Here is a 24142-nt window from a genome sequence, read left to right on the forward strand (position 1 = left end):
GGTCATACCTCGAACGCCCCAGGCCCACTGCGTACGACGGAGAAACAATGCAAGTAACCCTCAGAATCCTGCGCTACGACCCCAACAAGGATGCCAAGCCGCACTGGGAGACCTACCAGGTCGAATCTGAGCCCATGGACCGGGTGCTGGACTTGCTGCACAAGGTCAAGTACTTCACCGACGGCAGCTTGGCTTTCCGCCGTAGCTGTGGTCACGGCATCTGCGGCTCGGACGCGATGGTGATCAATGGCAAGAACCGTCTGGCCTGTAAATCCCTGGTCAAAGACTTGGGGCCCAGCATCAGCGTGGAACCAATTCGCGGGTTGCCGGTGGAGAAGGATCTGGTAGTGGACATGGATCCTTTCTTTGCCGCGTACCGGGCGGTGAAGCCTTACCTCATCAACGATGAGCCTCCGCCTGAGCGGGAGCGGCTGCAAAGCCCTGCCGAGCGCGAGATTTTCGACGCCTCCACCAAGTGCATTCTCTGTGCGGCCTGTACCACTAGCTGTCCGGTGTTCTGGGTCAACGGCACCTACATCGGCCCGGCGGCCATCGTGCAGGCCCACCGCTTTATCTTCGATAGCCGGGACAGGGGCGCCCGCGAGCGCTTTCAAGCGCTAGGGGCCAGCACCGGGGTATGGCGCTGCCGCACCGCCTACAACTGCACCGAGGCCTGTCCGCGCGAGATCCCGGTAACTCAAGCCATCGAAGAGGTGAAGCGGGCGATTCTCTTCGACAAGTTTTGACTGCCGGTGGGGTCGGAGGAGCCTACCTACAAGCGTTCGCGCAGGCGTAGGGCTTCGCGCTCGAGCTCCTCGAGTTCTTGGATCTGCCGATTTAGCCGTTCCCGGGTCGCCTCGAGCCCGCTGCAAACGGGGCGGTAGAGGGCCCGGAAACGTTCGGCGGAGCGCTCGAGTTCCACCCGCAGGGCCTGCTCGAGCGCGGCTTCCAGGCTCGAGCCCACCTCACCGAGCCGCTCGCGCAAGCGGCTTTTGGCCCGGTCCTTACGGCGAGGCAGTATCGACAGGCCAAGGATAGCCGCCACCAAGCCAGCCACTATCCCGGTGATGTCGGCGGCTAGGCTTTGCAGAACGAGCACCAGCCCCGCGCCTAGCCCGACCCCGCCCAGGCTGGCCAGGGCGGTTTGTTGCAGGGCCAGCTGGATCTCTTCACGCAGCGCTACCGCCTCGTCGTCCGGGCGGTAACGCTCGAGTGCCTTGTGAATGGCTTGTTCCACGCTCGCCTCGCCGTTTTCGCGACCCGGCAGGATTCCCGGTGCTTCGCGCAGGAGCGCCAAGGCGTCCTCGAGCAGTTCCTGATTTTTCCTGGCCAGCCAGTGCAGGGATTGCTGCACGCTGCGCTCCAAAACCTGGTTGCTGTTTTGCGCCACCTCGCGCATGAAGGAGTCCTGGATGCGGCTGGCGTTTATCAGCTCGAGGATGCGCGAAAGCCGCACGGTCTCGTCGAGCCAGCGTTCCCCGCGTTCGCGCACCTCGTCGAGGACTTGTAGGGCGAGCGCGATCTGCCCGTCAAAATCTCGCCGGGTGCGCTCCACATGGCGCGCTAAAAGGGCCTCGAGTTCGCTGCAGGTCGCAAGCTGCTTGCGATTTTCCGCCAACTTTTGCTCGAGCTCCGGCTTGGCCTCACCCACCAGCTTGAGCAGCACCCCCAGCGGCGAACCCAGCTTGATCTTGGCCGATTCGTTGGTGAGCACCTTGCGGATATGGGCCTCGAGGTCGGCCAGACCGCTGCCTTGCTTTTCCCCTTGCTTGGCCCGCCGCGCAGAAAGGCCAAAGACCGGGACGCTCTGGCCCAGGGTTTGCCCCGCGCTCTGGCGCACGTACTCGAGCACCTCTTTCTGCTCGTGGGGGGAGAGCAGATCGAGCTTGTTGACGAGCAGCACGATTTTCTTGCCCCAAGCCTTGATCAGCTGCAAAAACTCCGCCTCGGACTGGGTGAAGGGGCGATCCGCGCTGGTGACAAAGAGGATCAGGTCGGCGCGGGGCAAAAAGCGTTCGGTGAGCACCTGATGGTGCTTGAGGATGGCGTTGGTGCCGGGGGTATCCACCATCCGCAGATCCTTGAGAAGCTCGTGCGGCAGGTAGATCAGCGTGAGATCCGGGCCTTGCGGTTCGAGCTTGGCTTGTTCCCCGTAGGTGAGGAGATGGATCCGATCCGTGGTCGGCGTGACCCCTTCTTTGAGCAGCTCCGCGCCCAAAAGCGCGTTGATAAGGCTCGACTTCCCGCTGTTGAACTCCCCGGTAACCACCAGCATAAATGGCCCCTCGAGGTCAGAAAGCGCTTGACGAATGGGCATCGGATCAATCGCGGTACGCGAGATGGCCTCGAGAGCTCTGGCCAGAAGGGCGCGGACATCCTGTGCCAGAGCAAGCGTTTTGGCGTCTAGCATGAGTGCAGTTTACATGCCGGAACGCTGTGGCGTGTGGGTTAGGCAATCCGGGGGTCGACGCCTATAGATGGTATTGGCGGGTGCAAAATCCACAATATGTGGTATATTGTCCTTCAGGGATCATGAAAATTATCCCACTCCATTCGGAAAGGAGGTGACTTCATGGCTGAGACGAAGACTGCAGCCAAGAAGCCTGCCGCTGCCAAAGCCCCGGCAAAGGCTGCCGCCAAGCCCGCGGCCAAAGCTCCGGCTAAAGCCACTGCCAAGGCCGAGGCAAAACCGGCTGCGGAAGCAGCCGCTAAGCCCGCTGCCAAGGCGGCTGCGGCCAAACCCGCCGCGAAGAAGGCCCCAGCAAAGGCAGCGGCCAAACCCGCCGCCAAGCCTGCCGCGAAGAAGACCACCACCAAGAAAGCGACCGCCAAGAAGTAGTCGGCGGCAAAGGAAAACATCGGCCTCGAGAGGGGCCGATAATTATTCGAGCGCTTGCCCGGCGGTCTAAATGCAAAAGGCCTGAGCGTTCTTGCCCTCTCCATGGCCAAGTAGACATACGCGGTGCAGCCGCTGCAAATCGGGTACGGGGGCGGCTTGGGCTACCCCGTAATGTCCGAAAAGTTGCCCCCCATCGCCACCAGGGATTATTGGTCTGGGGCCTGTTTACCTCATAGCGGCTGGGGCGGAAGGCGGAATCGGTCCAAGCGCCGCCGTATCATTGGTGGCTTTGTTGGATCGCCTCGACCGCTTTGGGGTTCTCGAGCGCCGACAGATCCCCCGGTTCTTGCCCCAAGTACGCTGCGCGGATCACCCGACGCATCACCTTGGCGTTGCGGGTTTTGGGCAGGTCGGGCACGAAGAGGATCTTCTCGGGCTTGAGGGCTTTCCCAAGCCCCGCGGCGATCTGATCCTCGACGGACTTGGTCAGCTCCGGGCTCGGCTCATAGCCGGGCTTCAGCACGATGAAGACCACCGCCACCTCGCCTTTGACCTCGTGCGGAACCCCGATGGCTGCGGCCTCTTTCACCGCCGGATGCGCCACGGCGGCGCTCTCGATCTCGGCAGGGCCTACCCGTTTGCCTGCGATCTTGAGGGTGTCGTCGCTCCGCCCGTGGATAGTCCAGTGCCCTTCGTTGTCCACCACGGCCCAGTCACCGTGCACCCAGACCCCAGGAAAGCGCGACCAGTAGGTGGCGAGGTAGCGGTCGGGGTCACGCCAGAACCCTTTGGTCATCCCCGGCCAAGGCCCCAGCACTGCGAGTTCGCCTACCCGGTCGGTGATGGCTTGGCCGTTCTCGTCGAGGACCGCGGCCTTAATGCCAGGAACTGCGGTGTTGAACCCCGCGGGCTTGATAGGGCGCCAGGCGGTGCAACCCAGGATGCCCCCACCGACCTCCGTGCCACCCGAGTAGTTGATGATAGGGCAGCGGCTTCCGCCCACCACCCGGAAAAACCACCGGTAGGGTTCTTCGTTCCAGGGTTCGCCGGTGGAGCCGAGCATTCTCAACCTCGAGAGGTCGTGCCGGGTCACCGCCCCTTCGCCGTAGGGGATCAGCGCGCGAACCAGGGTAGGGGAGAGGCCCAGGTGGGTGATTCCATGGCGGGCGCACATGGCCCACAACCGGCTGGCGTCGGGAAAGTCAGGAGCCCCCTCGTAGAGAAACACCGCCCCGCCCACCGTGAGCCCGCCCAGGATGGCCCACGGCCCCATCATCCACCCCATGTCGGTGAACCAGAAGAGGGTTTCGCCCGCGCGTAGGTCAAAGAGATGGGCAATGTCCTGGGCGGCTTTGATGGGAAAACCGGCGTGGTAATGCACAGTTCCTTTAGGCTTGCCGGTGGTGCCCGAGGTGTAGATCAGCATGAAGGGATCCATGCTGTCCATCGCCTCGTAGGGGGCTGCTGGGCTTTGTTCGTCGATCAGGTCGTTCCAGGCGAGCTCGCCCGGTTGGAGCGTCGCTTCCCCGAAGCGCTGCACGACCAGGATCCTCTCCACGGAAGGAGAAGCTTGGGCTGCTTTTCGCGCTGTTTGGAGCAGGTTTACCTTTCCGCCGCGCCGGTAAAATCCGTCCGCCGTGATGAGCAGTTTGGCCTCGGCGTCGTTGAGTCGCGTCGCGGCGGCCTCAGCGGCGTAGCCGGAAAAAATCGGCACCAAGATGGCCCCCACGCGGGCTATTGCCAAGGCGCTGATGGCGGTTTCGGGGAGCATGGGAAGAAAGATCCCCACCCGGTCTCCCTTGGCGATGCCTAGGCTTCGGAGCCCGTTGGCTGTTTGGGCTACGGCGGCCTCGAGCGTTTGATAGCTGAGGCGAACGACTTGCCCGTCCTCACCTTCCCAGATGATGGCGGTCTCCTCGGCCCGGTGAGGGAGGTGCCGGGCTAGCGCGTTATAGGCCAGGTTGAGCTTGCTGCCGGGGAACCAGTGGGGCCACTCCGGGCCTTGGGAGGTATCCAGGACCCGCCGGTAGGGCTGCATCCACTCGAGGCCTAGCTCCTGCAAGGTGGCCTCCCAAAACCCCTCGAGGTCTTGGACGCTGTACTCGTAGAGGGCTTGGTAGGTGGAAAGCCCCAGCCGTTGCATAAGCCGCTCGAGATGGCTGCCTTGGGTATAGGCCGCCGAGGGATACCAGATGGGTTCGGACATCCGTGACCTCCGCTTGTCGAAGAGCATAACCCTGCGGCGCTCTTTTCGTCTTGACCCGCCCGCGCGGGGCTACCCCTTTTTACGAAACAGCCCGAACAGCCCCTTGCCTTTGGCCGGAGGTTCGGGCGGTTTTTCCTTGGCTCGAGGCGGAACCTCGGGGTGGGCGAGCGTGGCCAGGAAGTCCTTAAGGGTCTTGCGCCGCTCGGGGTCCTTGTCGAGCAAGCCCCGTAAAACACGGTCTAGCGGTTGCGGGAGGTTGGTGGGGGCGGCGGGCAAGTGGAGGTGGGCGTATTCGAGCTGTTCATAGGTCTCGCCCTTGAAAGGTCGCCTGCCGGTGAGGAGTTCGTAGGCCAGTACCCCAAACGAGTAGGTGTCGGAGGCTGGGGTAGGGTCACCCCCGGCAAAAAGTTCGGGGGCCATGTAAAAAGGGCTCCCGGCCCGCTCGCCTGGGCGGTAGTTCTCGCGGGTGCGGGCTACGCCCAGGTCGCCCAGCTTGTAGACGCCCTGGTTGCGGTAGATGTTGGAGGGCTTGACGTCTTGGTGGATCACTCCCTGATCGTGCAAAAAGATCAAGGCCGCGGCAATCTGTTGTAGGCAGGTTTTGGCCTCGTCCGCCGGCAGGGTTCCGTGGCCAAGGCGGTCTTCCAGACTGCCCTCGGACATGTACTCGAGGGCCAAGAACGCTTCCTCTCCAAAAGGTCTCCCGGCCAGACCCCGCACCAGGTATTTGTGGGAGAGGGCCAGCGAGAGGCCCACCTCCTGGGCGAAGCGCTCGGCCAGCTTGGGGTCGCCGCGTACTTCTTTGCGGGGAATTTTCATCGCCACCGGGGTGTCATCGGGGGCCTTGGCCAGGTACACCTGGGAGAAGCGCCCCAACCCCAAGAGCATCTCGAGCTTGAAGTCCTTGCGCGAGAGGTGGCGAAAACTCATCCTAGCGACCAAACCTCCCCTGGTTTCAGCGCGCGCCCTTCTATTCCCAAAAGCCGGGCTCGGGCCACGAAGGCCTCCCCGTCTTGCACGATGGGAGGGAAGGTATTGTAGTGGATGGGCAACACCGCCTTGGGTCGGATCAGCTCGAGGGCCTGGAGGGCCTCGTCGGGACCCATGGTGAAGTGGTCCCCGATGGGGAGGCAAGCCAAGTCAATTCCGTGTTTGCCGATAAGGCTCATGTCGCTGAAGAGCGCGGTGTCCCCGGCGTGGTAGATCCTCTTCCCGCCCAACTCCAGGATTATCCCGGTGGGCATCCCGCCATAAGTTCCGTCGGGGAAAGAGGAAGAGTGCCAGGCTGGGGTGAGCTTGAGCGAACCCCACTCGGCCCTGAACTTCCCCCCGATGTTCATGGGGATAGCTTTGGCCCCTTTTCTCTCGGCGTAGTAGCCGATCTCGGCGGTGCCGATGATGGTGGCGCCTTTTTGTGCCAGCGCTAAGCTATCGCCCCAGTGGTCGCCGTGGGCGTGGGTAACCAGGACATAGTCGACCTCGAGCTCCTCGGCTTTGAGGCTGGCGGTGGGGTTGCCGCTCAAGAAGGGATCGACCACGATTCGGGTGGTGCCGTCGCTCAAGTAAACCGCCGAGTGTCCCAGGTAACGAAGTTCCAACACGGTCTACCTCCTTTTCTCCTTGCAGCGTTCTTGGGGGGTCTAGGCTATTCCCAGTATATCGAGGCTCGTGCCGAGCGTGGGGTTACCGACGAACTATCTTTGGTTGAGGGCCTCCAGCGCCCGGCTGATGGTGCGCTGAAAAGCGGCTTCGGCCATGCGCCTGAGGGCCTTACCGCCCCATTTTTCTCCCTCCGGGAGCCGGGCGTGCAGCCGCACGGTGATGGTATAAGCGAGCGCGCCTCCTACCGCCGTCCCCTCCCCGGAGAGTTCCGCCCAAAATGCCGGGGGCGCACCTTCATCGAGGGGTAGCGCCGTTAAAGAGGCATGCTCTGCGTCTTCGGCCTGCAAGTGGCTGCGGAAGGGGAAGCGCAGTTCCCCCATCAACGGGGTATACGCGACGAGTTCGCCCACCAGGTGCTCACCCTCGCGGTGTAAGCCCTGGAAGGGAGGGCGTTCGCCGAACACCCGTTCGGGAGCCAGAAGCTCAGCGGGGCTGCCAGGAATGCGCAATTCGAAGGTCCGCTCCAGGGTCATATGGCCGAAGCATCTTAACACCCCCAGGTGGGGCCAGGCTGCGCCCCCAATCACACAAGGAGCGGGGAGAGAGGCCCTCGCCGTTCTCCTCAGTCCACCCACTCCACCCGCACCGCGCCCGACTTTAGCAGCTCTTCAACCTCCTGGTCTTGTATGTTGCGCAGCCGCGGCAAATGAGCGAAGTGTGGGGTCGCGGTGGCCAGGCCTACCCGCACCACCAAGACCTCTTCGCCCTCGGCCTTGCCGATTCGCCAGACCAGATGGTTGCCCAGTTTTCCTAAAAGGTCGTCGAGCGCAGCTTCCATAAGCCCATAGTGTTCGGGGTCTTGGGTAAAAGGGCAAGGGTAGCCTTAGGGTTGCACCTCGAGCAGGGCGAATTTCAAGTAAAAAGTCTCCGGTACGTTCAGCAGGATCGGGTGATCCCAGCCTTGGGTGCGCTTCTCGACGACCCGCAGGCTTTTATGGGCGTCGGCGGCTGCGTCGGAGAGCATTTGGTAGAACATCGCCTCGCTCAGGTGATGGCTGCACGAGGCCGTAGCCAGGATGCCGCCCGGCTTGAGGAGTTTCATAGCCCGCAGGTTGACCTCCTTGTAGGCGGCGTAGGCGCGCTCGAGGTCGCGCCGGCTTTTGGCGAAAGCTGGGGGATCCAGCACGATCAGGTCGTAGCGGTGGCGCTGTTTTTCCTGCTCGCGCAAAAACTCAAAAGCGTTGGCCTCCCGCGTCTCGAGCCCTAATCGGTTGGCCGCGGCATTCTCCTGGGCCCGCCTGAGCGCCTCCGCGGAGGAATCCACCGCCACCACCCGGCTGAAGTTTGTGGCCAGGTGCAGGGCGAAGGAGCCGTGGTAGCTGAACACATCGAGGGCCGATTCTCCGCGGAAGGCCGCCAGCCGCAGCCGGTTATCGCGCTGGTCGAGGAAAGCTCCGGTTTTCTGCCCCTCGCGAAGGTCTACCCGATAACGCACCGGACCCTCCTCGACCCAGACGTGATCCGGCACATCTCCATAGAGCGGCTTTACCTCTTGAGGGAGCCCCTCGAGCCTCCGGCTCCTTTGATCGTTCTTGGCCAGCACGCTCTGCACCGGGAGGGTCTCGAGCAGCGCCTTCAGCAGCTTATCGCTCAGCGGCTCCAAGGCGGCCGAGCCCACCTGCATCACCGCGTGCTGGGCGTAGATATCGAGCACCAGTGCGGGAAGGAAATCCCCCTCGGCATGGACCAGCCGGTAGCCCCCGGCGGGGTTTTGCTCCAGCGCTCCCCTACGGCGCTCGAGGGCCAGCCGGAGGTTGGTCAACAGGGCCGCTTCGGCATCCTCTACCTCGCCAAAGCAGAACGCCCGCACCGCGATCTCCGAGGTCGGGTTCCACAAGGCCCAGGCCAGGAGGCCCTTAGGGCCGTATACGGGGAACAGCCCCGGTTCTGGGGGGCCATCTTGAACGTCGCTCTTGTAGACCCAAGGGTGCCGGGCTAACAGGCGGCTGGCCCCCTTGGGGCTCACGCGGATCTTCGCTTTGGCGGACAGCTCCACTCTAGCGAGTCTAAGCAGCGGTCTTCGCGGTTTGCAAGCCAAGGAAACCCGTTGTCCCCGGAGCGGCGGCCTGTGAGAGCGCGCGAGTCCCGCCCCCTCGATTGAGTAAAAGCGCACAAACTCTCCCGCGAATGCATGTAACGATTGTTACACAAATGACCTCGAGGGAACAGCGGGGGGCAAAACTGGGGGGCGGCAACAGGGGTTTTGGATTGCCTCCAATTAATAGCGGAGCCTACGGGGTAAACTCTCCCTTGACAGGCTCCTCATCCATCCCTGCGGTTCGCGTTGACACTAGCGTTTGCTGCCCGATACAATACCACGGGCGCTAAATTGCGCAGGTTTTCACGAAAGTAGCGGTTCACCGCGCAGGTTGCACGAGAGGAGGCATGGTGGCTAGCCAAGGACTGATCAAAAGCCTTGCTGAGCAGGAACAGGAGCTGGCCCGGCGGTTGGAAGAGGCCCGCCGCACGGCTCAAGCCAAGCTCAGCGAGGCCGAAGCGGAAGCGGCCCGCATCGAGCAAGCAGCCCAGCAGAGCTTGCGCGAGCTGGAGAGTCGGTACCGCGCCGAGACCGCCGAGATGGTGGCCAGAATCGAAGCTGAAGCCCGGCAAAAGGCCGAGGCCGAAGCCCAGGCGATCAACTCTGCTGCGGCTTCTAAGATCGCGGGGGCGATTCAAGAGGTGCTCAAGGAGGTTCTACCCTAAGCAAGGAGGTATCCCCTGATTGCAACGATGGAAAAACTGATGGTGGCCGGACCCAAGCGGCTGGCCAAAGAGCTGCTGGCCGAACTCCAGAGGGCTGGGGTGGTGCATATCGAACCCTTGCGCACCGAGGAGCTGGGCGAATACCGCCTCAACGCCGACGAGGATGGCGAGCTGCGGCGCTGGGAGGCAGTGGCGGCGGGCGCCGAACATGCCCTGGGGATCTTGGGCAAAGCCCCCACCCCCACCAGGCCCTTTTCCGGCGGCCTCTCCGACGCCGAGGCCATCCTCAAGCCATGGTCGGAGCGGGCGGAGGTGCTGGGCCGCGAGCGGGCCGCTTTGGAGGAAGAACTCCAGGCCATCCAGCTCTTCGGCTCGGTGGCCGAGCGGTTGGCTGGGCTCACCCACGGCCTGGATCAGAGCCAGCGCCTGGCGGTGATCCCCTTCCTGGTGAGCAAGCTCGAGGAGCTCGAGCCGCTGCGGGCCGCTTTACAGGCTAGCTTGGGGGAGCGCTTTTTGCTCGAGGCGGAAGCCCTGCCCAACCAGGTGGCGGCGGTGGTGGTGGTGCTCCGCCGCGACCTCGAGGCGGCTCGCGCGGCACTTTCGCGGCAAGGGCTGGCGGAGCTGCGCTTCCCCGGGGTCTACGGGAACCTCCCGCTGACCCAGGCCGCGGCCCGGATGCGCGAGCGTAGCCAGCTGGCTCCCGAGGAGCTGATGGGCATCCGCGAGGAGCTGGCCAAGCTCGCCAAGGAGTCCCAGGGGGCTTTAGAGGCGCTATGGACCCGTGCCAAGGACGAGGCGGCCCGCCTGCGTTCGCTTGCGGATATGGCCGCGGGCAAGTACGGCTTCGTCCTGATGGGATGGGTGCCCCAGGATGCCAAGGGGCAGGTGGAGGCCGCTTTGGGTCGGCTCAAGGACCAGATCATCTATAGCTTTGAGCCGGTAGATGAGCATCACGAGGCTCACCAGGTTCCCGTGACGCTCAAAAATCCCGCCTGGGCCAAGCCTTTCGAGCTGTTGCACGGCTTCCTTAACACCCCTCGCTACGGCGGCTATGACCCCACGGTGATGATCGCCTTGACCTTCCCCTTCTTCTTCGGCATGGTAGTGGGCGATATCGCCTTTGGGCTGTTGTTCTTCCTCCTGGCGCGGCTTTTCGCCGGGTACGCCCGTCGCGGTGAGACCCTCGAGATCGGCTTCCTGGGAGCAAAAATGGGGCCGGGGGTGCTCGGTCAGCTCTCCAAAGTGCTCAGCTGGATGGCTTTCTGGGCGGTGGTGTGGGGGTTCTTGTACGGCGAGTTCTTCGGGACTTTCCTCGAGAAGCTCCACGTCTTCTACGATCCTCACCACCACGGCGAAGCTGGCGAGGCGGCCAAGGGGCTGATCCCAATCCTTATCAACCGCCTCGATTTCGAGCGCACCGCCAACTTCCTGATCGTGATCAGCTTGGCCTTCGGGGTGTTCCAGGTGCTTTACGCCTTCGGTATACGGGCTTATTACGCCTACAAGCACCGGCACATGTCCCATTTCTGGGAGGGGTTGGGCTACCTGGCAGGGTTGGTAGGGTTGGTGGCTTTTGCCTACACCTTCCAAACCGGGAAGGGGGCGCCCCTCACCTACATCCTGCTCGCCGTGGGTCTAGCCATCTTCCTGGTGTCGGTGTTCCTGGCCCGCATCCCGCTGATGATCGCGGAGCTTCCCGGTAAGGGTGGGCAGATCCTCAGTTACATTCGTATCTACGCGGTAGGGGTAGCAGGGGCGGTGCTCTACGACCTGGCCAACCAGGTGGGCTTTGGCTTGGCCCACAGCATTGGCATCCTGGGCGTCCTGCTCGGCTTGCTGTTGGGCGGGTTGATGGTGATCCTCATCACCGCGGTCACGCTGTTGGGGCACGTGCTCCAGCCGATCCGTTTGCTGTGGATCGAGTTTGCTTCCAACTTCGGTTTCTACGATGAGAGCGGCAAACCCTACCGGCCTTTCCGGTCGGTGGGGAGCGAATCCTCTTAGTCCATGGTTATCCAGATGAGAGAAGGAGCAAAAGATATGGCAAAGAAAGTTCTCACGGTGTTGGCGTTTGTTCTGGTTGCGGCGTTGGCTTTGGCGCAGGAGGCTGCCGGGGGCGCTTCGGCGGCGATGAAGGACGGCCTGAAGGCCATCGGCATGGGCTTGGCGCTGGGCTTAGGCGCCCTGGGTACCGGCGTGGCCCAGTCGGCCATCGGGGCGGCGGCTTTGGGAAGTGTAGTAGAAGACCGTCGCAACATCGGTTTTGCTTTCATCTTCTTCCTGCTGCCCGAAACGCTGGTGATCTTCGGCTTCGTAGGCTTCTTCTTGCTGCGTGGTCTGTGAATTAGGGGAACGGAGAGGCATTTGAATGTCCAAACTCGAGGACATCCTCAAACAAGAAGTAAGCTCGGAAATCGCCTCCATCACCGCAGAGGCCGAGGCCAAGGCCCGGGCTATTGTGGAGGAGGCCCAGGGCCGGGCTGAAGCCCTCAAGGCCAGCCGCCTAAAAGCCCTCGAGGTCGAACGTCAGGCAGCCCTGCGGCGGGCCGAAAGCGCGGCTGAACTGGTGGTGAACCAGGCCCGGATTCGCTCGCGTGGACAGATCGTAGACCAGGTAAAGGCCGGGGTGAGGCAGGCCTTGGCGGCCCTGCCCTCGCAGCCCGACTACCCCGCCATTCTTGCCAAGCTCGCCGAGGAGGCTTTGCGTGGGGTGGATAAGCCCGAGGCCCTGGTGGTCAACCCCGCCGATGCTCCGCATTTGGAGAGCTGGGCCAAGGACAAGGGGCTCGAGCTCAGGACCGACCCCTCGGTTCGCTTGGGGGTGCGCCTGACCTCGGCGGGGGAGAAGTTCTACGTGGAAAACACCCTCGCCGAGCGCCTCGAGCGGAGCTGGGAGGCTTTATCGGCCAAAGCCGTCAAGGCGATTTGGGGGTAGATGGTGTCCTTTGCCTACCTCAACGCCCGGGTGCGCAACCGCCGGAGCCAGGTTCTTCCGGAGAGCTTTTTCCAGCAGGCGCTGAACCAGTCGTTCCCGGAGTTCGTGCGCGCCCTGGGGGACTCCATCTACGGCCCCGACCTGGTAGGGGATGGGCTAACCGACGTGGACCGGGCGGTCTCCAGCCACCTGGCCCGCACCGTGGCCGATCTTCCCGAGATGGTCACCGGGAGCGAGCGCGAGGCGGTGGCGCTGGCCCTCCTCAGGGCTGACCTCACCAACCTCAAGGCCATCCTGCGCGGCAAGGCTATGGGGCAAAGCCCCGAGGAGATCAAGGCCCGGCTCTCCGGCGGCACCTTGCCGGAGGTGTTGGTAGGCGCCATGCTGCAAGCCCCGGATGTACCCTCGGTGGCCCAGGTGCTGCAGCTGCCCACCCACCCCCTGGCCAAGGCGCTGCGCGCCGCCGCCGCTCGAACCCAAGACCTCCTCGAGATCGAAGTGGCCCTAGACCGGGATTTCTTCGCCTATTCGCTGGAAAAGGCTCGGCGGCTGGGTCAGGCCTTTTTGGCCTCGTACTTCACGCTCGAGGTGGACGCGATCAACCTCTCCACCGCTTTCAAGCTGCAGGCTTTGGGGGTGTCGGCGGAGCCCGAGCGCTATTTTGTGCCGGGGGGGAGCCTGGTCACCCCGGTGCTCTTTAGCCGGGTGGCCTCGGGGGACCTGGGCGCTATGGAGAGCTTGGCCGCGACGCCTTTGGCCCCGGCGGCTTCGGCCCGCGACCTGGCGGCTTTGGAGCGCGGGCTGCGCCGGGCGCTTTTGAACAAGGCCCTGCAGGGTGGGCGCGACACCCTGGGGGCGGGGATGGCGCTGGCCTATATCCGCGAGAAAGAGTGGGAGGCAGCCCGGGTGCGGCTTCTGGCCCGGCGGGCCTTTTACAACTTGCCGGTCGCGGCTATCGAAAAGGAGGTCTTCCTGTGAAGATTGCCGTGCTTACCGACCCCGATACCGCCACCGGTTTCCGCTTGGCGGGGCTCGAGGCGGTCTCGGCCAGCCCGGCTGATGCGGTGGCCAAGCTTACCGAGATGATCACCTCCAACCGTTATGCGTTGATCGCGGTGGACGAGGGGCTGCTCCCTGATCCCAACCGCGCCGTCGAGCGGGTCATGCGCGCTCGCGAGGTGCCGGTACTCTTGTCCTTGCCCAACTTGCTCTCGGCCTTTAGCGGGGCGACCGACGCCAAGCTCTATATGCGCCGGTTGGTGCGGGATACCATCGGCTTTGACATCAAGCTGTAAGGGGACCCCCAGCGCAGCGCGCCGCAAACCGTTACAATCCTGTATCTCGGAACTTCGGCTTGGACTTTTGGGAAACCCCACACGAGGAGGATAAGAAAGTGGGAACCATCAAAAAAATCGCAGGACCTGCGGTGATCGCCGAAAACCTTGAGGGCGCCAAGATGTATGACATCGTACGCGTCGGCAAGGAGAAGCTGGTGGGGGAGATCATCCGCCTGGACGGCGAGACCGCTTTTGTGCAGGTCTACGAAGATACCAACGGGCTCCAAGTGGGCGAAGAGGTCATCACCACTGGGCTTCCGCTGGCCGTAGAGCTGGGGCCGGGGATGCTCAACGGCATCTTCGACGGTATCCAGCGCCCCCTGGACAAGATCCAGGAGGCCTCCGGCATGTACATCAGCCGGGGGATCGAGGTAAGCCCTCTCGACCGCAGCAAAAAGTGGCCCTTTACCCCCATGAAAAAGGTGGGCGATGAGGTGAAGGGGGGAGACGTACTGGGTACGGTGCCGGAGTTCTCCTTCACCCACAAGATCCTGGTCCCGCCGGACAAGGCGGGCCGGATCAAGCGCATCGTGGGGCCGGGCGAGTACACCATTGATGACCCTATCGCCGAGCTCGAGGACGGCACCGTGCTGCGCCTGAGCCATCGCTGGCCGGTGCGCAAGGCTCGGCCTATTCAACGCAAACTCGACCCCGACGAGCCCTTCTTGACGGGGATGCGCATTCTCGACGTGCTCTTTCCGCTGGCGGCGGGCGGTACTGCGGCCATTCCCGGCCCCTTTGGTTCGGGGAAGACCGTGACGCAGCAGTCCATCGCCAAGTACGGCGACGCCGACATCGTGGTCTATGTGGGTTGCGGCGAGCGCGGCAACGAGATGACCGACGTGTTGGTGGAGTTCCCTGAGCTCGAGGACCCCAAGACTGGGGGCCCGCTCATGCACCGCACCATCCTCATCGCCAACACCTCCAACATGCCGGTGGCGGCCCGCGAAGCCTCGCTCTACACCGGGATCACCGTGGCCGAGTACTTCCGCGACCAGGGCTATAAGGTTTCCCTGATGGCCGACAGCACCAGCCGCTGGGCCGAGGCGTTGCGCGAGATCGCCAGCCGCCTGGAGGAGATGCCGGCGGAGGAGGGTTACCCCCCTTACCTCGCCAGCCGCCTCTCGGCCTTCTACGAGCGCAGCGGCAAGGTCGTCACCCTTTCAGGGGAGCAGGGGGCGGTTTCGGTGATCGGCGCGGTAAGCCCGGCGGGCGGAGACTTCTCCGAGCCGGTCACCCAGGCCACGTTGCGCATCACCGGAGGGTTCTGGGCCCTCGATGCCCAGCTCGCGCGCGCCCGGCACTTTCCCGCTATCAACTGGGCCCGCTCGTATTCCTTGTTCTTGAACATCCTCGAGCCCTGGTACCGCCAGAACGTGGCCCCTGACTACCCCGAGCTGCGCACCCAGCTCATCACCCTCCTTCAGCGGGAAGCCGACTTACAGCAGGTGGTGCAGCTGGTGGGGCCGGACGCCCTGCAAGACGCCGAGCGCCTCACCCTCGAGATAGGCCGCATTGCCCGTGAGGACTTCCTGCAACAAAACGGTTTCGATCCGGTGGACGCCAGCTGCTCGATGAGCAAGGCCTACGGCATGATGCAGATGATCGTGAGCCTGCACAAGGCGGCTGAAGCGGCCTTGCAGCGCGGGGCCACCATCGCCGATTTCCTCTCCGACCCGGTGATCGAAAAGATCGGCCGGGCCCGCTACGTCCCCGAGGCCGAGTTCCCCGCCTACAAAGCCGAGTTTGACAAAGCGCTCGAGGGCGCGTTCAAGGTGAGGGCCTAAGGAGGTAAGGCATGCTGAAGAAAGAGTATAGCGCCGTCACCTATGTCTCAGGGCCGCTTCTGTTCCTCGAGGGGGCCCAGGACCTGGCTTACGGAGCCATCGTCAACATCACCGATGGCTCGGGCCGGGTGCGGGGCGGCCAGGTGATCGAGGTATCCGACCAGTACACGGTGCTCCAGGTGTTTGAGGAGACCAGTGGGCTCGACCTGGCCAACACCAAGGTGAGCTTGGTGGAAGACGTAGCCCGCCTGGGTGTCTCCAAGGAGATGGTAGGCCGGGCTTTCAACGGGATCGGGCGCCCTATTGACGGCCTGCCCCCGGTGGTGGCCGAGAAGCGCCTGCCCATCAACGGCTCCCCCATCAACCCGGTCTCGCGCGAGAAGCCCGAGGAGTTCATCCAGACCGGCGTTTCGGCTATCGACATGAACATGACCTTGGTGCGCGGGCAGAAGCTACCCATCTTCTCCGGCTCGGGTCTGCCCCACAACGAGCTGGCCGCCCAGATCGCCCGCCAGGCCAAGGTGCTGGGCGAGGGCGAGGGCTTTGCGGTAGTGTTCGCCGCGATGGGTATTACCCAGCGCGAGGTGAGCTACTTTTTGCAGGAGTTCGAGCGCACCGGGGCTCTCTCCCGCAGCGTGCTCTTCCTCAACAAGGCCGACGACCCCACGGTCGAGCGCCTGCTCACCCCCCGCATGGCCCTCACCGCCGCCGAGTACCTGGCCTTCGAGCACGACTACCACGTGCTGGTCATCCTTACCGACATGACCAACTACTGCGAGGCGCTGCGCGAGATCGGCGGGGCCCGCGAGGAGATCCCCGGTCGCCGCGGTTACCCCGGCTACATGTACACCGACCTGGCCTCGATCTACGAGCGCGCGGGGGTGGTGCACGGCAAAAAGGGTTCGGTCACCCAGATCCCCATCCTCTCCATGCCCGGTGACGACATCACCCACCCCATCCCCGACCTCACCGGCTACATCACCGAGGGGCAGATTTTCATCGCGCGCGAGCTGGCCCAGCAGGGTATCTATCCCCCCATCAACGTACAGCCCAGCCTTTCGCGCTTGATGAACAACGGCATCGGCAAGGGCAAGACCCGCGCTGACCACAAGGAGCTGGCCGATCAGCTTTTCTCGAGCTATGCCCGCGGCGTAAACCTGCGTCGCCTGGTAGCCATCACCGGAGAGGACGCCCTCACCGAGATCGACAAAAAATACCTGCGCTTTGCCGAGAACTTCGAGCGAAAGTTTATCAACCAGGGCCAGAAAGAGCGCAGCATCGAAGAGACTCTCAATATAGGTTGGGCTTTGCTCTCTGATTTCCCGCCCTCGGAGCTCAAGCGCATCCGTCGAGAGTACATCGACCAGTACTACCAGAAGACCGGGAAGCTCGAGGAGCTGGTGGGAGCATAGGGATGCGGCCATACGTCGCAGGTAGTACGTCGTACGCAAAAGCCGGAGGCGTAAGCCCTGGGGCGTATGACGTACGACGCACCGGAGGTGCCAATGGCTGAGCAAGTCAGTCCTACCCGCTCTACGCTCCTGGCCAAGCGCGACCAAAAGCGCCTGGCCCTGCAGGGAGTAGACCTCCTGAAGAACAAGCGGGACGCCCTCATCGCGGAGTTTTTCTCCTTGGTCAAGGACTCGCTCTCGGCCCGCGAGGCTTTGCAAAACGCGGCCAAGGAAGCCTATTTCCGTATCCTGCTGGCCAAGTCCTTTGACGGCCCCGAGGCGGTGGAGTCGCTCTCGCTCTCCGGCGGCCACATCGAGGTGGGGCTACAGGTGGAGAGCTTGTATGGGGTCAAGGTCCCTCGGATCAACCCGCCGCAAAGCGGCGGGGAGTTGGGCTTCAGCCCCATCGGGGTGGGCCCCTCCACCCTCGAGGCGGCCCGTCAGTTCCGCGCCCTGGCCGAGGCTATCCTGCAGGTCGCCAACACCGAGAACCGCTTGCGCAAGATTGGGGAGGAGATCAAACGAACTTCCCGCCGGGTGAACGCCCTCGAGCAGATCACCATCCCCGAGATCAACGAGCAGATCAAGTTTATCTCGGACACCCTCGACCAGCGGGCCTTGGAGGAGGTCACCACCCTCAAGCGCATCAAGAAGAAGATCGAGATGCGCAACGCCACCGAGCGCGGGGAGGTGCGGGCGGACCTCGAGGTTGGCGCTGGGTTGTAAGCGCATCCTTAGGCTTTTCCCCGCCGCTAGGCGGGGGTTTTTGTCTTGCGCTACCTACGGTAAACTGTAGGCGATTTTCGAGGAGGCGAAAACATGAAGCGACGGCTGCTCTTGATGCTCTTTGGATTTTTTCTCCTCGGTTTAGCTCAATCCCCCAACCGCGTACCCCCTGGTTGGTTGGAGGTTCCTGGCCCCGAGGGAACGATGTGCTCGGATGGCTCACCGTGGAAGTTCTACGTGAGCCCTGGGGCCGCCAACAAGGTGGTGCTGGACTTCCAAGGGGGCGGGGCCTGCTGGAACGAGGGCACCTGTAACCCCCAGACCGCGACCTATACCCGCACCGTGCAGGCGAACGAGCTCTTTTTGGCGCAGGGGATCTACAACCGCCTCAGCATCGCCAACCCCTTCTATGGCTGGACGCACATCTTCGTGCCCTACTGTACGGCGGACGTTCACTGGGGGGACGCGAGCGTACAGTACGGCCAGACCACCATCCAGCACAAGGGCGCGGTGAATGCTAAAGCGGCCCTGGAGTGGCTGTTTGCCAACCGGCCTAACCCCGAGGTGGTGTTCGTGACCGGCTGTAGCGCAGGGGCTTACGGCGCGGTGATGTGGGCTCCCTACGTGATGCGGCATTACCCCGACGCCAAGGTGATTCAGCTGGGGGATGCCGGGGTGGGTGTAGTCAACGAGGCTTTCGCCAATAGCGGCTTCAAAAACTGGAAAGCGGAAGGAGCCCTACCCGACTGGATCCCCGATCTGGCCGCAGCCAAGGCCGATGCCTCGAAGATTCGCCTACCCACCATCTATGCGGCCATCGCCAAGGCTTACCCCAAGGACGTGCTGGCGCAGTACACCACCGCCCAGGACAACACCCAGATCTTCTTTTACGGCTTGATGAAGGGCGAGCGGCAGCCCAGCCAGGCCACGGCGGTGGAGTGGGTGCAAGGGGCCTTGGCCAACCTGGCCGCGATCAAGCAATCCAGCCCCAACTTTTTCAGCTTTGTGGCTCCCGGTGGGCAGCATTGCGTGATCCCGCGCCCGGAGTTTTACACCCTCAAGGTGGGAGACACCTCGCTTTTAGATTGGGTAAATAAACTGATCAAGACGGGAAACCCCGGCGATGTGGCCCCGCGTTAGGCCTCCGACCCCGGCTTGGTCATTCGCCCGATGGTGAGGAGGGCTGGCTCCCGTGAGGCGTGCTATGCCTGGGGCGGGTCGCCGTATCTACCCCAAATTCTCCCAGGTGACGTGCTCCCCTTGGATGGGTGGGGGTTGTTTCTTCGGCGCGAACTTGGTAAACCACTCGCGTAAGGAGGGCTCGAGGCCCACCAGCACCTTGTGCACGGTAGATCTCTTGAGCGGGGCGGCCCGTAAGAGGCCGGTGAGCAGCTGATCCCTGCCTGACTCCACCAAACGGGCGGCCTGGGTGGTGAACTGCCCCTGGAACCACAGCTGATCGGAGAGGTTGTGCGGTTTGCGGCCATAACCGCCCAGGCTGGGTTTCTGCGGGGTCAGCCCGGCGATCAAGGCTCCCCAGGCCACCGCCTGTTCGTATAACTCGGGGCGGGCTTGACAGAGGGCCAGCAGATACAAATAGTTGGCGACGAATTCGTCCACCCAGCGCACCCGGGTACGTAGGCCCCAGGCTACTTGCACCGCGTGGGCGTACTCATGCCCTAAGTTGAGATCCAGGAAGTGCTCCACCCGTCCGGGGAGTGGCCTCGTCCGTTTGACGGCGGGCACCAACGCCTCGCGCAGCCGCCAGACCAAGCGTTCGGGGTAGCGGGCGGGGATGAACAGGTAAAGCCCCTCCTTGAGGCTGGTGCGCTGAAAGGGAAAACCATAGGGGTGGCGGGTGCGGGCGCGCCAATCCGCTTCGCCCAGCACCATCACCGTGACCGCCGGGATGGGTTGGTAGGTTTTGAGCGTTCGCTCGAGGTCGGCCAGATACTCCTGCAAAGCCCTGGCCCGCAAAACCGCCCCGCTGGAGGCCCAGGCGGGCACGGCGGGATGGGGGAGGGGTTGCACGCCCTTAGTGTACGCGCTGCTTGTTAGAGTTTCCGCTAGGCCATCTGCTGCTGGGACTTGTCCGGCCCGGGGGGAATCTAGCCCCGTGGGGCCCGTGGAGTGGCGACCCAGAAAAGCAGGGCCAGCAGCACGGCCAACAGGAAAAGGGTCAGTCCCAGGCCCATTCGTCTACCTCGGTGGCCTCGCCTGAGCGCAGCCCTGCCCGCCACAGCCCGGCGATCGGTACGATCAGCACCAGGCTGATCAGCAGCAGCAACAAGACCTCCATGGCTTCAGCCTAGCCGGGAGTGGTCAGTCGGGTGTCAAGAGACCGCTCCGGGGAGGCGTCCAGAGCGGTCTCTTGGGGAGATTGCCCTTGAGCGTGGCTACGCTCATCCTACTGGTAGGGCCAACTTAGAGTAGCCAAAGGGGCGTTACCCCAGCGTTACAGCCGGAAAGCCCTGCTCTACACGCCAAGACCTGGGTATGCGGCTAGATCACTTCCCTAAACCCGATGGCCTCTGCCCGGGCCTGGAGTTCGCGCTTCAACAGGGTGTGCTTGGGATGTTCCAGGTAAGGGTCGGCCTCGAGGATGCGTTTGGCCAACTCCCGCGCCCGCTCGATGATCTCGCTATCGGAAGCGAGGTCGCCCAGCTTGAGGTCGGGCATCCCCGACTGGCGCACCCCGCGCAGCTCGCCGGGGCCGCGCAGTTCCAGGTCTTTCTCGGCGATGTAAAAGCCATCGGTGCTCTCCTCGATTACCCGCAGGCGGCTCATGGTTTTTTTGCTGGTCTCGCCTGCGATGAGGATGCAGTAGGCCTCGAGGCCGCCCCGCCCCACCCGCCCGCGCAGCTGGTGGAGCTGGGACAGCCCGAAACGCTCGGCGTTCTCGATGACCATCACCGTGGCCTGAGGGATGTCCACCCCCACCTCGATCACCGTGGTGGAGACCAGCAGGTCGAAGTGCCGGTAGCGGAAGCGCTCCATCACTGCGTCTTTTTCCTCAGGGCGCATCTTGCCGTGGAGGAGGTCGATCCGTACATCGGGCAGGAGTGCTTGCAGCTCCTGGGCGAGCCGGGTGGCGGCCTGGAGCTCGGCAGTGGCCTCCGAATCGCCTTCTTCGATCATCGGCGTGACCACGAAGACCTGATGCCCCTTGGCGATCTCCTGCCGGGCGAAGGCGTAGGCCTGGTGGCGTAGCTTATGGGGGAGCACCTTGGTTTTGACCGGGGTGCGGCCCGGCGGAAGTTCATCGATCTGTGAGACCTCGAGGTCGCCGTACATGGTCAGGGCCAGCGAGCGCGGGATCGGCGTAGCCGACATCACCAGCACGTCCGGGCGGCTTTTGAGCAGCTTGCGCCGCTGCATCACCCCGAAGCGGTGCTCTTCGTCGATGACCGCCAGACCCAAGTCCTTGAACTCCACCCCCTCCTGGATAAGCGCGTGGGTTCCCACCACCACATCGGTGTGCGCCGAACGGAGGCGTTCCAGGGCTTCGCGCTTTTCCCCGGCGCTCATCGAGCCCACCAGCAAGTCCACCGTCACCCCTAAGGGGAAGAGGTATTTTTGCAGGTTCGCGTAGTGCTGTTTGGCCAGGATCTCGGTGGGGGCCATCAGGGCGCCCTGGGCTCCGTTCTGAGCGGCTACGTACAGGGCCGCAGCTGCTACTGCGGTCTTCCCCGAGCCCACGTCGCCCTGCACCAGCCTGGCCATCTGCCGCTCGGATTGCATATCGGCTAAGATCTCGCCCAAAACGCGCTCTTGGGCCCGGGTGAGCTGGAAGGGGAGGGAAGAGCGGAACTTCTGGATCATTTCCGGTTCGACCCGGAACACACGCCCCAATAGCCCCGATCCGCCCGACTGGATCATGACCTTTAGCTCGAGCAGCACATACTCGTCAAACTTCAGGCGCTCGAGCGCCCGCGCCAAGCTTTCCTCCGAGTCAGGGAAATGGGCTTGCTGGAGCGACCAGCGCAAAGGGGGAAGGTCCAGGGGGGGCGTGTTGAGGTACGGCTCCAAGGGATCGGACAGGAAGGGGAAGGCCTCGAGCCCCCGCCACACCGAGCGCCTAAGGAAGGCCTGGCCGATTCCCTCCTTGGCCGGGTACACCGGCACGATTCGCCCGGTGGAGAGCGATTCCCCCTCTTCGTTCTCGAAGTACTCGACCAGCAGGCTGATCTGGCTGCCGCGCTTTTGCACCTTGCCCGAGATGATCACGCTCGAGCCCTCTTGAATGGACTTCAGCACCCACGGCTGGTTGAACCACACCGCGGTGAACCTCCAGCCCCAAGCGTCCATTAGCCGCACCTGCACCAGGGTGATGCCCTTGCGCGGGGTCTTGACCATTTCCTTGGCGAGCACCTTAGCCACCACGGTGGCTTTTTCCCCTGCTTGCACGTCACGGATGCTCACCAGGGCGCGGCGGTCCTCATAGCGGCGGGGATAGTTGTGCAAAAGATCGCGCAGCGTGCGGATGCCCAATTCGCTCATTTTTTTCTTGCCCCCGAGCCCAAGGGCGATGGATTCCACCGGGGAGTCGAGCGTAAGCCCTTCTGGCGGGGGCTTGGGCTGGAGGGCAGCAGCGAGCTGCGCTGGGAAAGCGGGCTCGTGGGCGGGGACCGGGGGTTGCCCGTCGAGCAGGGCGATTGCCTTGTGCAGCCGCCCCAGCCGTTCTTCTGGCGAGAGGTCCCGGTAGCCTGTGAGCAGCCTCCTGACCTCGGGGAACGCTCCGGCCAAGTTTTGTGCTAGCCTCTCCAGCCCTCCCGCCACCACCCGGTCTCGCGCTCCGTCGGCGAGTTCTCGCCGAAGTGGTCTGAGCAGGCGTTCTTTGAGTTCATCCCGCGTGGCCGCCACAACTCCATCATGCCACGGGACGGCTATGCTGAGGGGGATGTTTCATCCCACCCGCCTGACCCCCTACCTCGAGCTGCTCGAAGAGTTCATCGCGGATAGGCTCCCCGCCGACGTGTTTCAGGCCCATTTGCGCACGCTCTGGGCCAGCGATACTACCCGATATCCCCTGGAGGTGCGCCGTCGGCTCGAGCACCTGGTGGCCTACCCCGATCCCGCCGAGGGTTCATCGGCGGTAGAACTCAAGCTCGAGGCGGACCGGGTGCGGCTCGAGCTGCAAGACCTTTTTCCCGGGTGATGGTCGGGTTGCTTACTAGGCCAATGGGGATGGGCTTGCGTATACAATGCCCGCTCGAGGCAATCCGTATACTCGGGAGGTATGGCTTTTGCCCAAGTGGAAACCCTAGCCAACGGCCTCACCCTCGCGGTCGAGGAGCAGCCTTGGAACCCTGGAATAGCCCTTCAATTGTTGGTTCCGGTGGGGGCTACCACCGATCCCCAAGAGCTAGAAGGTGCGGCCAATCTGCTCGAGGGCTGGCTTTGGAAAGGGGCCGGAGACCTCGATGCCCGGGCGCTGGCGGAGGCCTTCGACGAACTCGGGGTGCGCCGGGGGAGCGGGGTGGGGCTCGAGTACACCACCTTCGCGGCTTCGTTCTTGCCCGAGCACCTCGGTTCGGTGTTGGAACTCTACGCCCTGATACTGCAAAAGCCGCGTTTCGAGGAAGCTTTGCTCGAGCCGGTGCGCCAGGTGGCCCTGCAGGAGCTGGCCGCCCTGGAGGACCAGCCCCCGCGCAAGATGGGGGCGGCGCTGCGCCGGGCGGTGTTCGCCAGTACCCACGGGCGCTACGCGGGGGGGAGCAAAGAGGGGCTCATCTCGGCGACCGCCGAGGCGCTGCGGCGAGACTTCGAAAACCGCTACGGGGCCAAAGGCTCGATCTTGGCGGTGGCGGGTGGGGTGAGCTTTGCCGAGGTGCGCGCTGCGGTAGAGCGGTATCTGGGCGCGTGGGGTGGAAAGACGCCGGCTGCCCCTGAGCCGGTGTTGACCGTGCCGCGGACGCTTTGCCTTGAGCAAGATACCGCTCAGGTGCAGATCGGCCTCATCTACCCGGATGTGGGGCCCGCTCACCCCGAGTTTTACTCGGCCCGCCTGGCCGCCGAGGTGCTCTCGGGGGGGATGGGCTCGAGGCTATTCACCGAGGTGCGCGAGAAGCGCGGCCTGGTCTACTCGGTCTCGGCTAGCCCTCAAGGGGTGAAGGGGTTCAGCTATTTGCTCGCCTACGCCGGAACTACCCCCGAACGCGCCTCGGTTACCCTGGAAGTCCTCCGGGCCGAGATCGAGCGCATGCAGCAAGGGGTCAGCATGGAGGAGCTCGAGCGGGCCAAGATCGGCCTGCGCACGGCCCTGGTGATGCAGGAGGAGTCCGCCCGCAGCCGGGTAAGTAGCATGGCCCGCGATCTTTTCATGTTGGGCCGGATCCGCCCGCTCTCCGAGATCGAGGCCGAGATCGCCGCCGTGGATTTGGAGCGTATCAACCGCTTCTTGGCCGAGCACCCCTACCAAAACCCTTGGGTGGGGATGCTGGGGCCTAACCTGACCAAACATCAAGCCCAAAGCGCCTAGCGCCGCATTTGTGAG

The 24142-nt window shown here is 63.7% G+C and carries 23 protein-coding genes; 13 read left to right on the plus strand and 10 right to left on the minus strand.

Annotation, left to right across the window (positions count from 1 at the left end):
• Positions 1 to 47: 47 nt before the first annotated feature.
• Entirely contained in the window at positions 48 to 746 is a 699-nt protein-coding gene (locus tag DNA98_RS01715) for a succinate dehydrogenase iron-sulfur subunit (protein WP_110524951.1), read from the plus strand.
• Between the two features lie 26 nt (positions 747 to 772).
• On the opposite strand, the gene DNA98_RS01720 is transcribed toward DNA98_RS01715, so the two are convergent.
• The 8 genes from DNA98_RS01720 to DNA98_RS01755 form a co-directional block, all read right to left on the minus strand.
• Entirely contained in the window at positions 773 to 2410 is a 1638-nt protein-coding gene (locus DNA98_RS01720) for a dynamin family protein (RefSeq protein WP_110524953.1), read from the minus strand.
• Between the two features lie 113 nt (positions 2411 to 2523).
• Positions 2524 to 2859 carry a hypothetical protein gene (locus DNA98_RS17725; protein WP_158531589.1) on the minus strand — a complete coding sequence of 112 codons (336 nt, stop codon included), beginning with the start codon at positions 2857 to 2859 and terminating at the stop codon, positions 2524 to 2526.
• Positions 2860 to 3116: 257 nt separating this feature from the next.
• Positions 3117 to 5045 carry an AMP-binding protein gene (locus tag DNA98_RS01730; RefSeq protein ID WP_110524955.1) on the minus strand — a complete coding sequence of 643 codons (1929 nt, stop codon included), beginning with the start codon at positions 5043 to 5045 and terminating at the stop codon, positions 3117 to 3119.
• A 69-nt stretch (positions 5046 to 5114) separates the two neighbouring features.
• Positions 5115 to 5975 carry a serine/threonine-protein kinase gene (locus DNA98_RS01735; RefSeq protein ID WP_110524956.1) on the minus strand — a complete coding sequence of 287 codons (861 nt, stop codon included), beginning with the start codon at positions 5973 to 5975 and terminating at the stop codon, positions 5115 to 5117.
• The gene (locus DNA98_RS01740) at positions 5972 to 6646 is read right to left on the minus strand and encodes a metal-dependent hydrolase (RefSeq protein ID WP_110524958.1); all 675 of its coding nucleotides are present in this window, start codon (positions 6644 to 6646) and stop codon (positions 5972 to 5974) included. Before DNA98_RS01740 ends, DNA98_RS01735 begins: the two co-directional genes overlap by 4 nt.
• Before the next feature lie 93 nt (positions 6647 to 6739).
• Positions 6740 to 7180: a DUF3809 domain-containing protein gene (locus tag DNA98_RS01745; protein WP_110524960.1), complete on the minus strand. Its 441-nt coding sequence runs from the start codon at positions 7178 to 7180 to the stop codon at positions 6740 to 6742.
• An 89-nt stretch (positions 7181 to 7269) separates the two neighbouring features.
• Positions 7270 to 7485 carry a DUF3248 domain-containing protein gene (locus DNA98_RS01750; RefSeq protein WP_110524962.1) on the minus strand — a complete coding sequence of 72 codons (216 nt, stop codon included), beginning with the start codon at positions 7483 to 7485 and terminating at the stop codon, positions 7270 to 7272.
• Between the two features lie 45 nt (positions 7486 to 7530).
• Positions 7531 to 8703: a class I SAM-dependent rRNA methyltransferase gene (locus tag DNA98_RS01755; protein ID WP_110524964.1), complete on the minus strand. Its 1173-nt coding sequence runs from the start codon at positions 8701 to 8703 to the stop codon at positions 7531 to 7533.
• 389 nt (positions 8704 to 9092) lie between these two features.
• On the opposite strand from DNA98_RS01755, the gene DNA98_RS01760 reads away from it, so the two are divergent.
• From DNA98_RS01760 to DNA98_RS01805, 10 genes are all read left to right on the plus strand, one after another.
• Positions 9093 to 9410: a V-type ATPase subunit subunit G family protein gene (locus DNA98_RS01760; RefSeq protein ID WP_233493003.1), complete on the plus strand. Its 318-nt coding sequence runs from the start codon at positions 9093 to 9095 to the stop codon at positions 9408 to 9410.
• 27 nt (positions 9411 to 9437) lie between these two features.
• A complete protein-coding gene (locus tag DNA98_RS01765; protein WP_110524966.1) occupies positions 9438 to 11414 on the plus strand; it encodes a V-type ATP synthase subunit I in 1977 nt (658 codons plus the stop codon).
• A 36-nt stretch (positions 11415 to 11450) separates the two neighbouring features.
• Positions 11451 to 11753 (plus strand): F0F1 ATP synthase subunit C, encoded by a 303-nt coding sequence (locus tag DNA98_RS01770; RefSeq protein ID WP_110524968.1) that lies wholly within the window; start codon positions 11451 to 11453, stop codon positions 11751 to 11753.
• A 25-nt stretch (positions 11754 to 11778) separates the two neighbouring features.
• Positions 11779 to 12345 carry a V-type ATP synthase subunit E gene (locus tag DNA98_RS01775; protein WP_110524971.1) on the plus strand — a complete coding sequence of 189 codons (567 nt, stop codon included), beginning with the start codon at positions 11779 to 11781 and terminating at the stop codon, positions 12343 to 12345.
• Entirely contained in the window at positions 12346 to 13323 is a 978-nt protein-coding gene (locus DNA98_RS01780; RefSeq protein ID WP_110524974.1) for a V-type ATPase subunit, read from the plus strand.
• Positions 13320 to 13640 carry a V-type ATP synthase subunit F gene (locus tag DNA98_RS01785; RefSeq protein ID WP_110524977.1) on the plus strand — a complete coding sequence of 107 codons (321 nt, stop codon included), beginning with the start codon at positions 13320 to 13322 and terminating at the stop codon, positions 13638 to 13640. The genes DNA98_RS01780 and DNA98_RS01785 overlap by 4 nt, the downstream gene beginning before the upstream one ends.
• A gap of 98 nt (positions 13641 to 13738) precedes the next feature.
• Positions 13739 to 15469 (plus strand): V-type ATP synthase subunit A, encoded by a 1731-nt coding sequence (locus tag DNA98_RS01790; protein WP_110525390.1) that lies wholly within the window; start codon positions 13739 to 13741, stop codon positions 15467 to 15469.
• 11 nt (positions 15470 to 15480) lie between these two features.
• Positions 15481 to 16881, plus strand: a complete 1401-nt coding sequence (locus DNA98_RS01795; RefSeq protein WP_110524980.1) for a V-type ATP synthase subunit B — start codon at positions 15481 to 15483, stop codon at positions 16879 to 16881.
• Positions 16882 to 16974: 93 nt separating this feature from the next.
• Entirely contained in the window at positions 16975 to 17646 is a 672-nt protein-coding gene (locus tag DNA98_RS01800; protein ID WP_110524982.1) for a V-type ATP synthase subunit D, read from the plus strand.
• A 93-nt stretch (positions 17647 to 17739) separates the two neighbouring features.
• Positions 17740 to 18786, plus strand: coding sequence for a pectin acetylesterase-family hydrolase (locus DNA98_RS01805; RefSeq protein ID WP_110524985.1), 1047 nt, complete (start codon positions 17740 to 17742; stop codon positions 18784 to 18786).
• Between the two features lie 87 nt (positions 18787 to 18873).
• On the opposite strand, the gene DNA98_RS01810 is transcribed toward DNA98_RS01805, so the two are convergent.
• Together DNA98_RS01810 and recG are read right to left on the minus strand one after the other, a co-directional pair.
• Positions 18874 to 19677, minus strand: coding sequence for a hypothetical protein (locus DNA98_RS01810; RefSeq protein ID WP_110524988.1), 804 nt, complete (start codon positions 19675 to 19677; stop codon positions 18874 to 18876).
• Between the two features lie 471 nt (positions 19678 to 20148).
• Positions 20149 to 22509, minus strand: coding sequence for an ATP-dependent DNA helicase RecG (recG, locus tag DNA98_RS01815; protein WP_110524991.1), 2361 nt, complete (start codon positions 22507 to 22509; stop codon positions 20149 to 20151).
• A 37-nt stretch (positions 22510 to 22546) separates the two neighbouring features.
• Between recG and DNA98_RS01820 the strand changes: the two genes are divergently transcribed.
• Both DNA98_RS01820 and DNA98_RS01825 read left to right on the plus strand, forming a co-directional pair.
• Complete coding sequence (locus tag DNA98_RS01820; RefSeq protein WP_110524994.1) at positions 22547 to 22804, plus strand: hypothetical protein; 258 nt, start codon at positions 22547 to 22549, stop codon at positions 22802 to 22804.
• 81 nt (positions 22805 to 22885) lie between these two features.
• The gene (locus DNA98_RS01825; protein ID WP_110524998.1) at positions 22886 to 24127 is read left to right on the plus strand and encodes a pitrilysin family protein; all 1242 of its coding nucleotides are present in this window, start codon (positions 22886 to 22888) and stop codon (positions 24125 to 24127) included.
• The last annotated feature ends 15 nt before the right edge of the window (positions 24128 to 24142 follow it).

The sequence above is a fragment of the Meiothermus sp. Pnk-1 genome (assembly GCF_003226535.1).
Classification (GTDB): domain Bacteria; phylum Deinococcota; class Deinococci; order Deinococcales; family Thermaceae; genus Allomeiothermus.

What these genes read in the sequence shown, in the direction of transcription:
- DNA98_RS01750 (WP_110524962.1), bottom strand. Translation starts at nt 7,485, where the DNA reads ATGGAAGCTGCGCTCGACGACCTTTTAGGAAAACTGGGCAACCATCTG.
- DNA98_RS01800 (WP_110524982.1), top strand. Translation starts at nt 16,975, where the DNA reads ATGGCTGAGCAAGTCAGTCCTACCCGCTCTACGCTCCTGGCCAAGCGC.
- DNA98_RS01760 (WP_233493003.1), top strand. Translation starts at nt 9,093, where the DNA reads ATGGTGGCTAGCCAAGGACTGATCAAAAGCCTTGCTGAGCAGGAACAG.
- DNA98_RS01715 (WP_110524951.1), top strand. Translation starts at nt 48, where the DNA reads ATGCAAGTAACCCTCAGAATCCTGCGCTACGACCCCAACAAGGATGCC.
- DNA98_RS01720 (WP_110524953.1), bottom strand. Translation starts at nt 2,410, where the DNA reads ATGCTAGACGCCAAAACGCTTGCTCTGGCACAGGATGTCCGCGCCCTT.
- DNA98_RS01770 (WP_110524968.1), top strand. Translation starts at nt 11,451, where the DNA reads ATGGCAAAGAAAGTTCTCACGGTGTTGGCGTTTGTTCTGGTTGCGGCG.
- DNA98_RS01795 (WP_110524980.1), top strand. Translation starts at nt 15,481, where the DNA reads ATGCTGAAGAAAGAGTATAGCGCCGTCACCTATGTCTCAGGGCCGCTT.
- DNA98_RS01805 (WP_110524985.1), top strand. Translation starts at nt 17,740, where the DNA reads ATGAAGCGACGGCTGCTCTTGATGCTCTTTGGATTTTTTCTCCTCGGT.
- DNA98_RS01775 (WP_110524971.1), top strand. Translation starts at nt 11,779, where the DNA reads ATGTCCAAACTCGAGGACATCCTCAAACAAGAAGTAAGCTCGGAAATC.
- DNA98_RS01745 (WP_110524960.1), bottom strand. Translation starts at nt 7,180, where the DNA reads ATGACCCTGGAGCGGACCTTCGAATTGCGCATTCCTGGCAGCCCCGCT.
- DNA98_RS17725 (WP_158531589.1), bottom strand. Translation starts at nt 2,859, where the DNA reads ATGTTTTCCTTTGCCGCCGACTACTTCTTGGCGGTCGCTTTCTTGGTG.
- DNA98_RS01780 (WP_110524974.1), top strand. Translation starts at nt 12,346, where the DNA reads ATGGTGTCCTTTGCCTACCTCAACGCCCGGGTGCGCAACCGCCGGAGC.
- DNA98_RS01825 (WP_110524998.1), top strand. Translation starts at nt 22,886, where the DNA reads ATGGCTTTTGCCCAAGTGGAAACCCTAGCCAACGGCCTCACCCTCGCG.
- DNA98_RS01735 (WP_110524956.1), bottom strand. Translation starts at nt 5,975, where the DNA reads ATGAGTTTTCGCCACCTCTCGCGCAAGGACTTCAAGCTCGAGATGCTC.
- DNA98_RS01765 (WP_110524966.1), top strand. Translation starts at nt 9,438, where the DNA reads ATGGAAAAACTGATGGTGGCCGGACCCAAGCGGCTGGCCAAAGAGCTG.
- DNA98_RS01730 (WP_110524955.1), bottom strand. Translation starts at nt 5,045, where the DNA reads ATGTCCGAACCCATCTGGTATCCCTCGGCGGCCTATACCCAAGGCAGC.
- DNA98_RS01820 (WP_110524994.1), top strand. Translation starts at nt 22,547, where the DNA reads ATGTTTCATCCCACCCGCCTGACCCCCTACCTCGAGCTGCTCGAAGAG.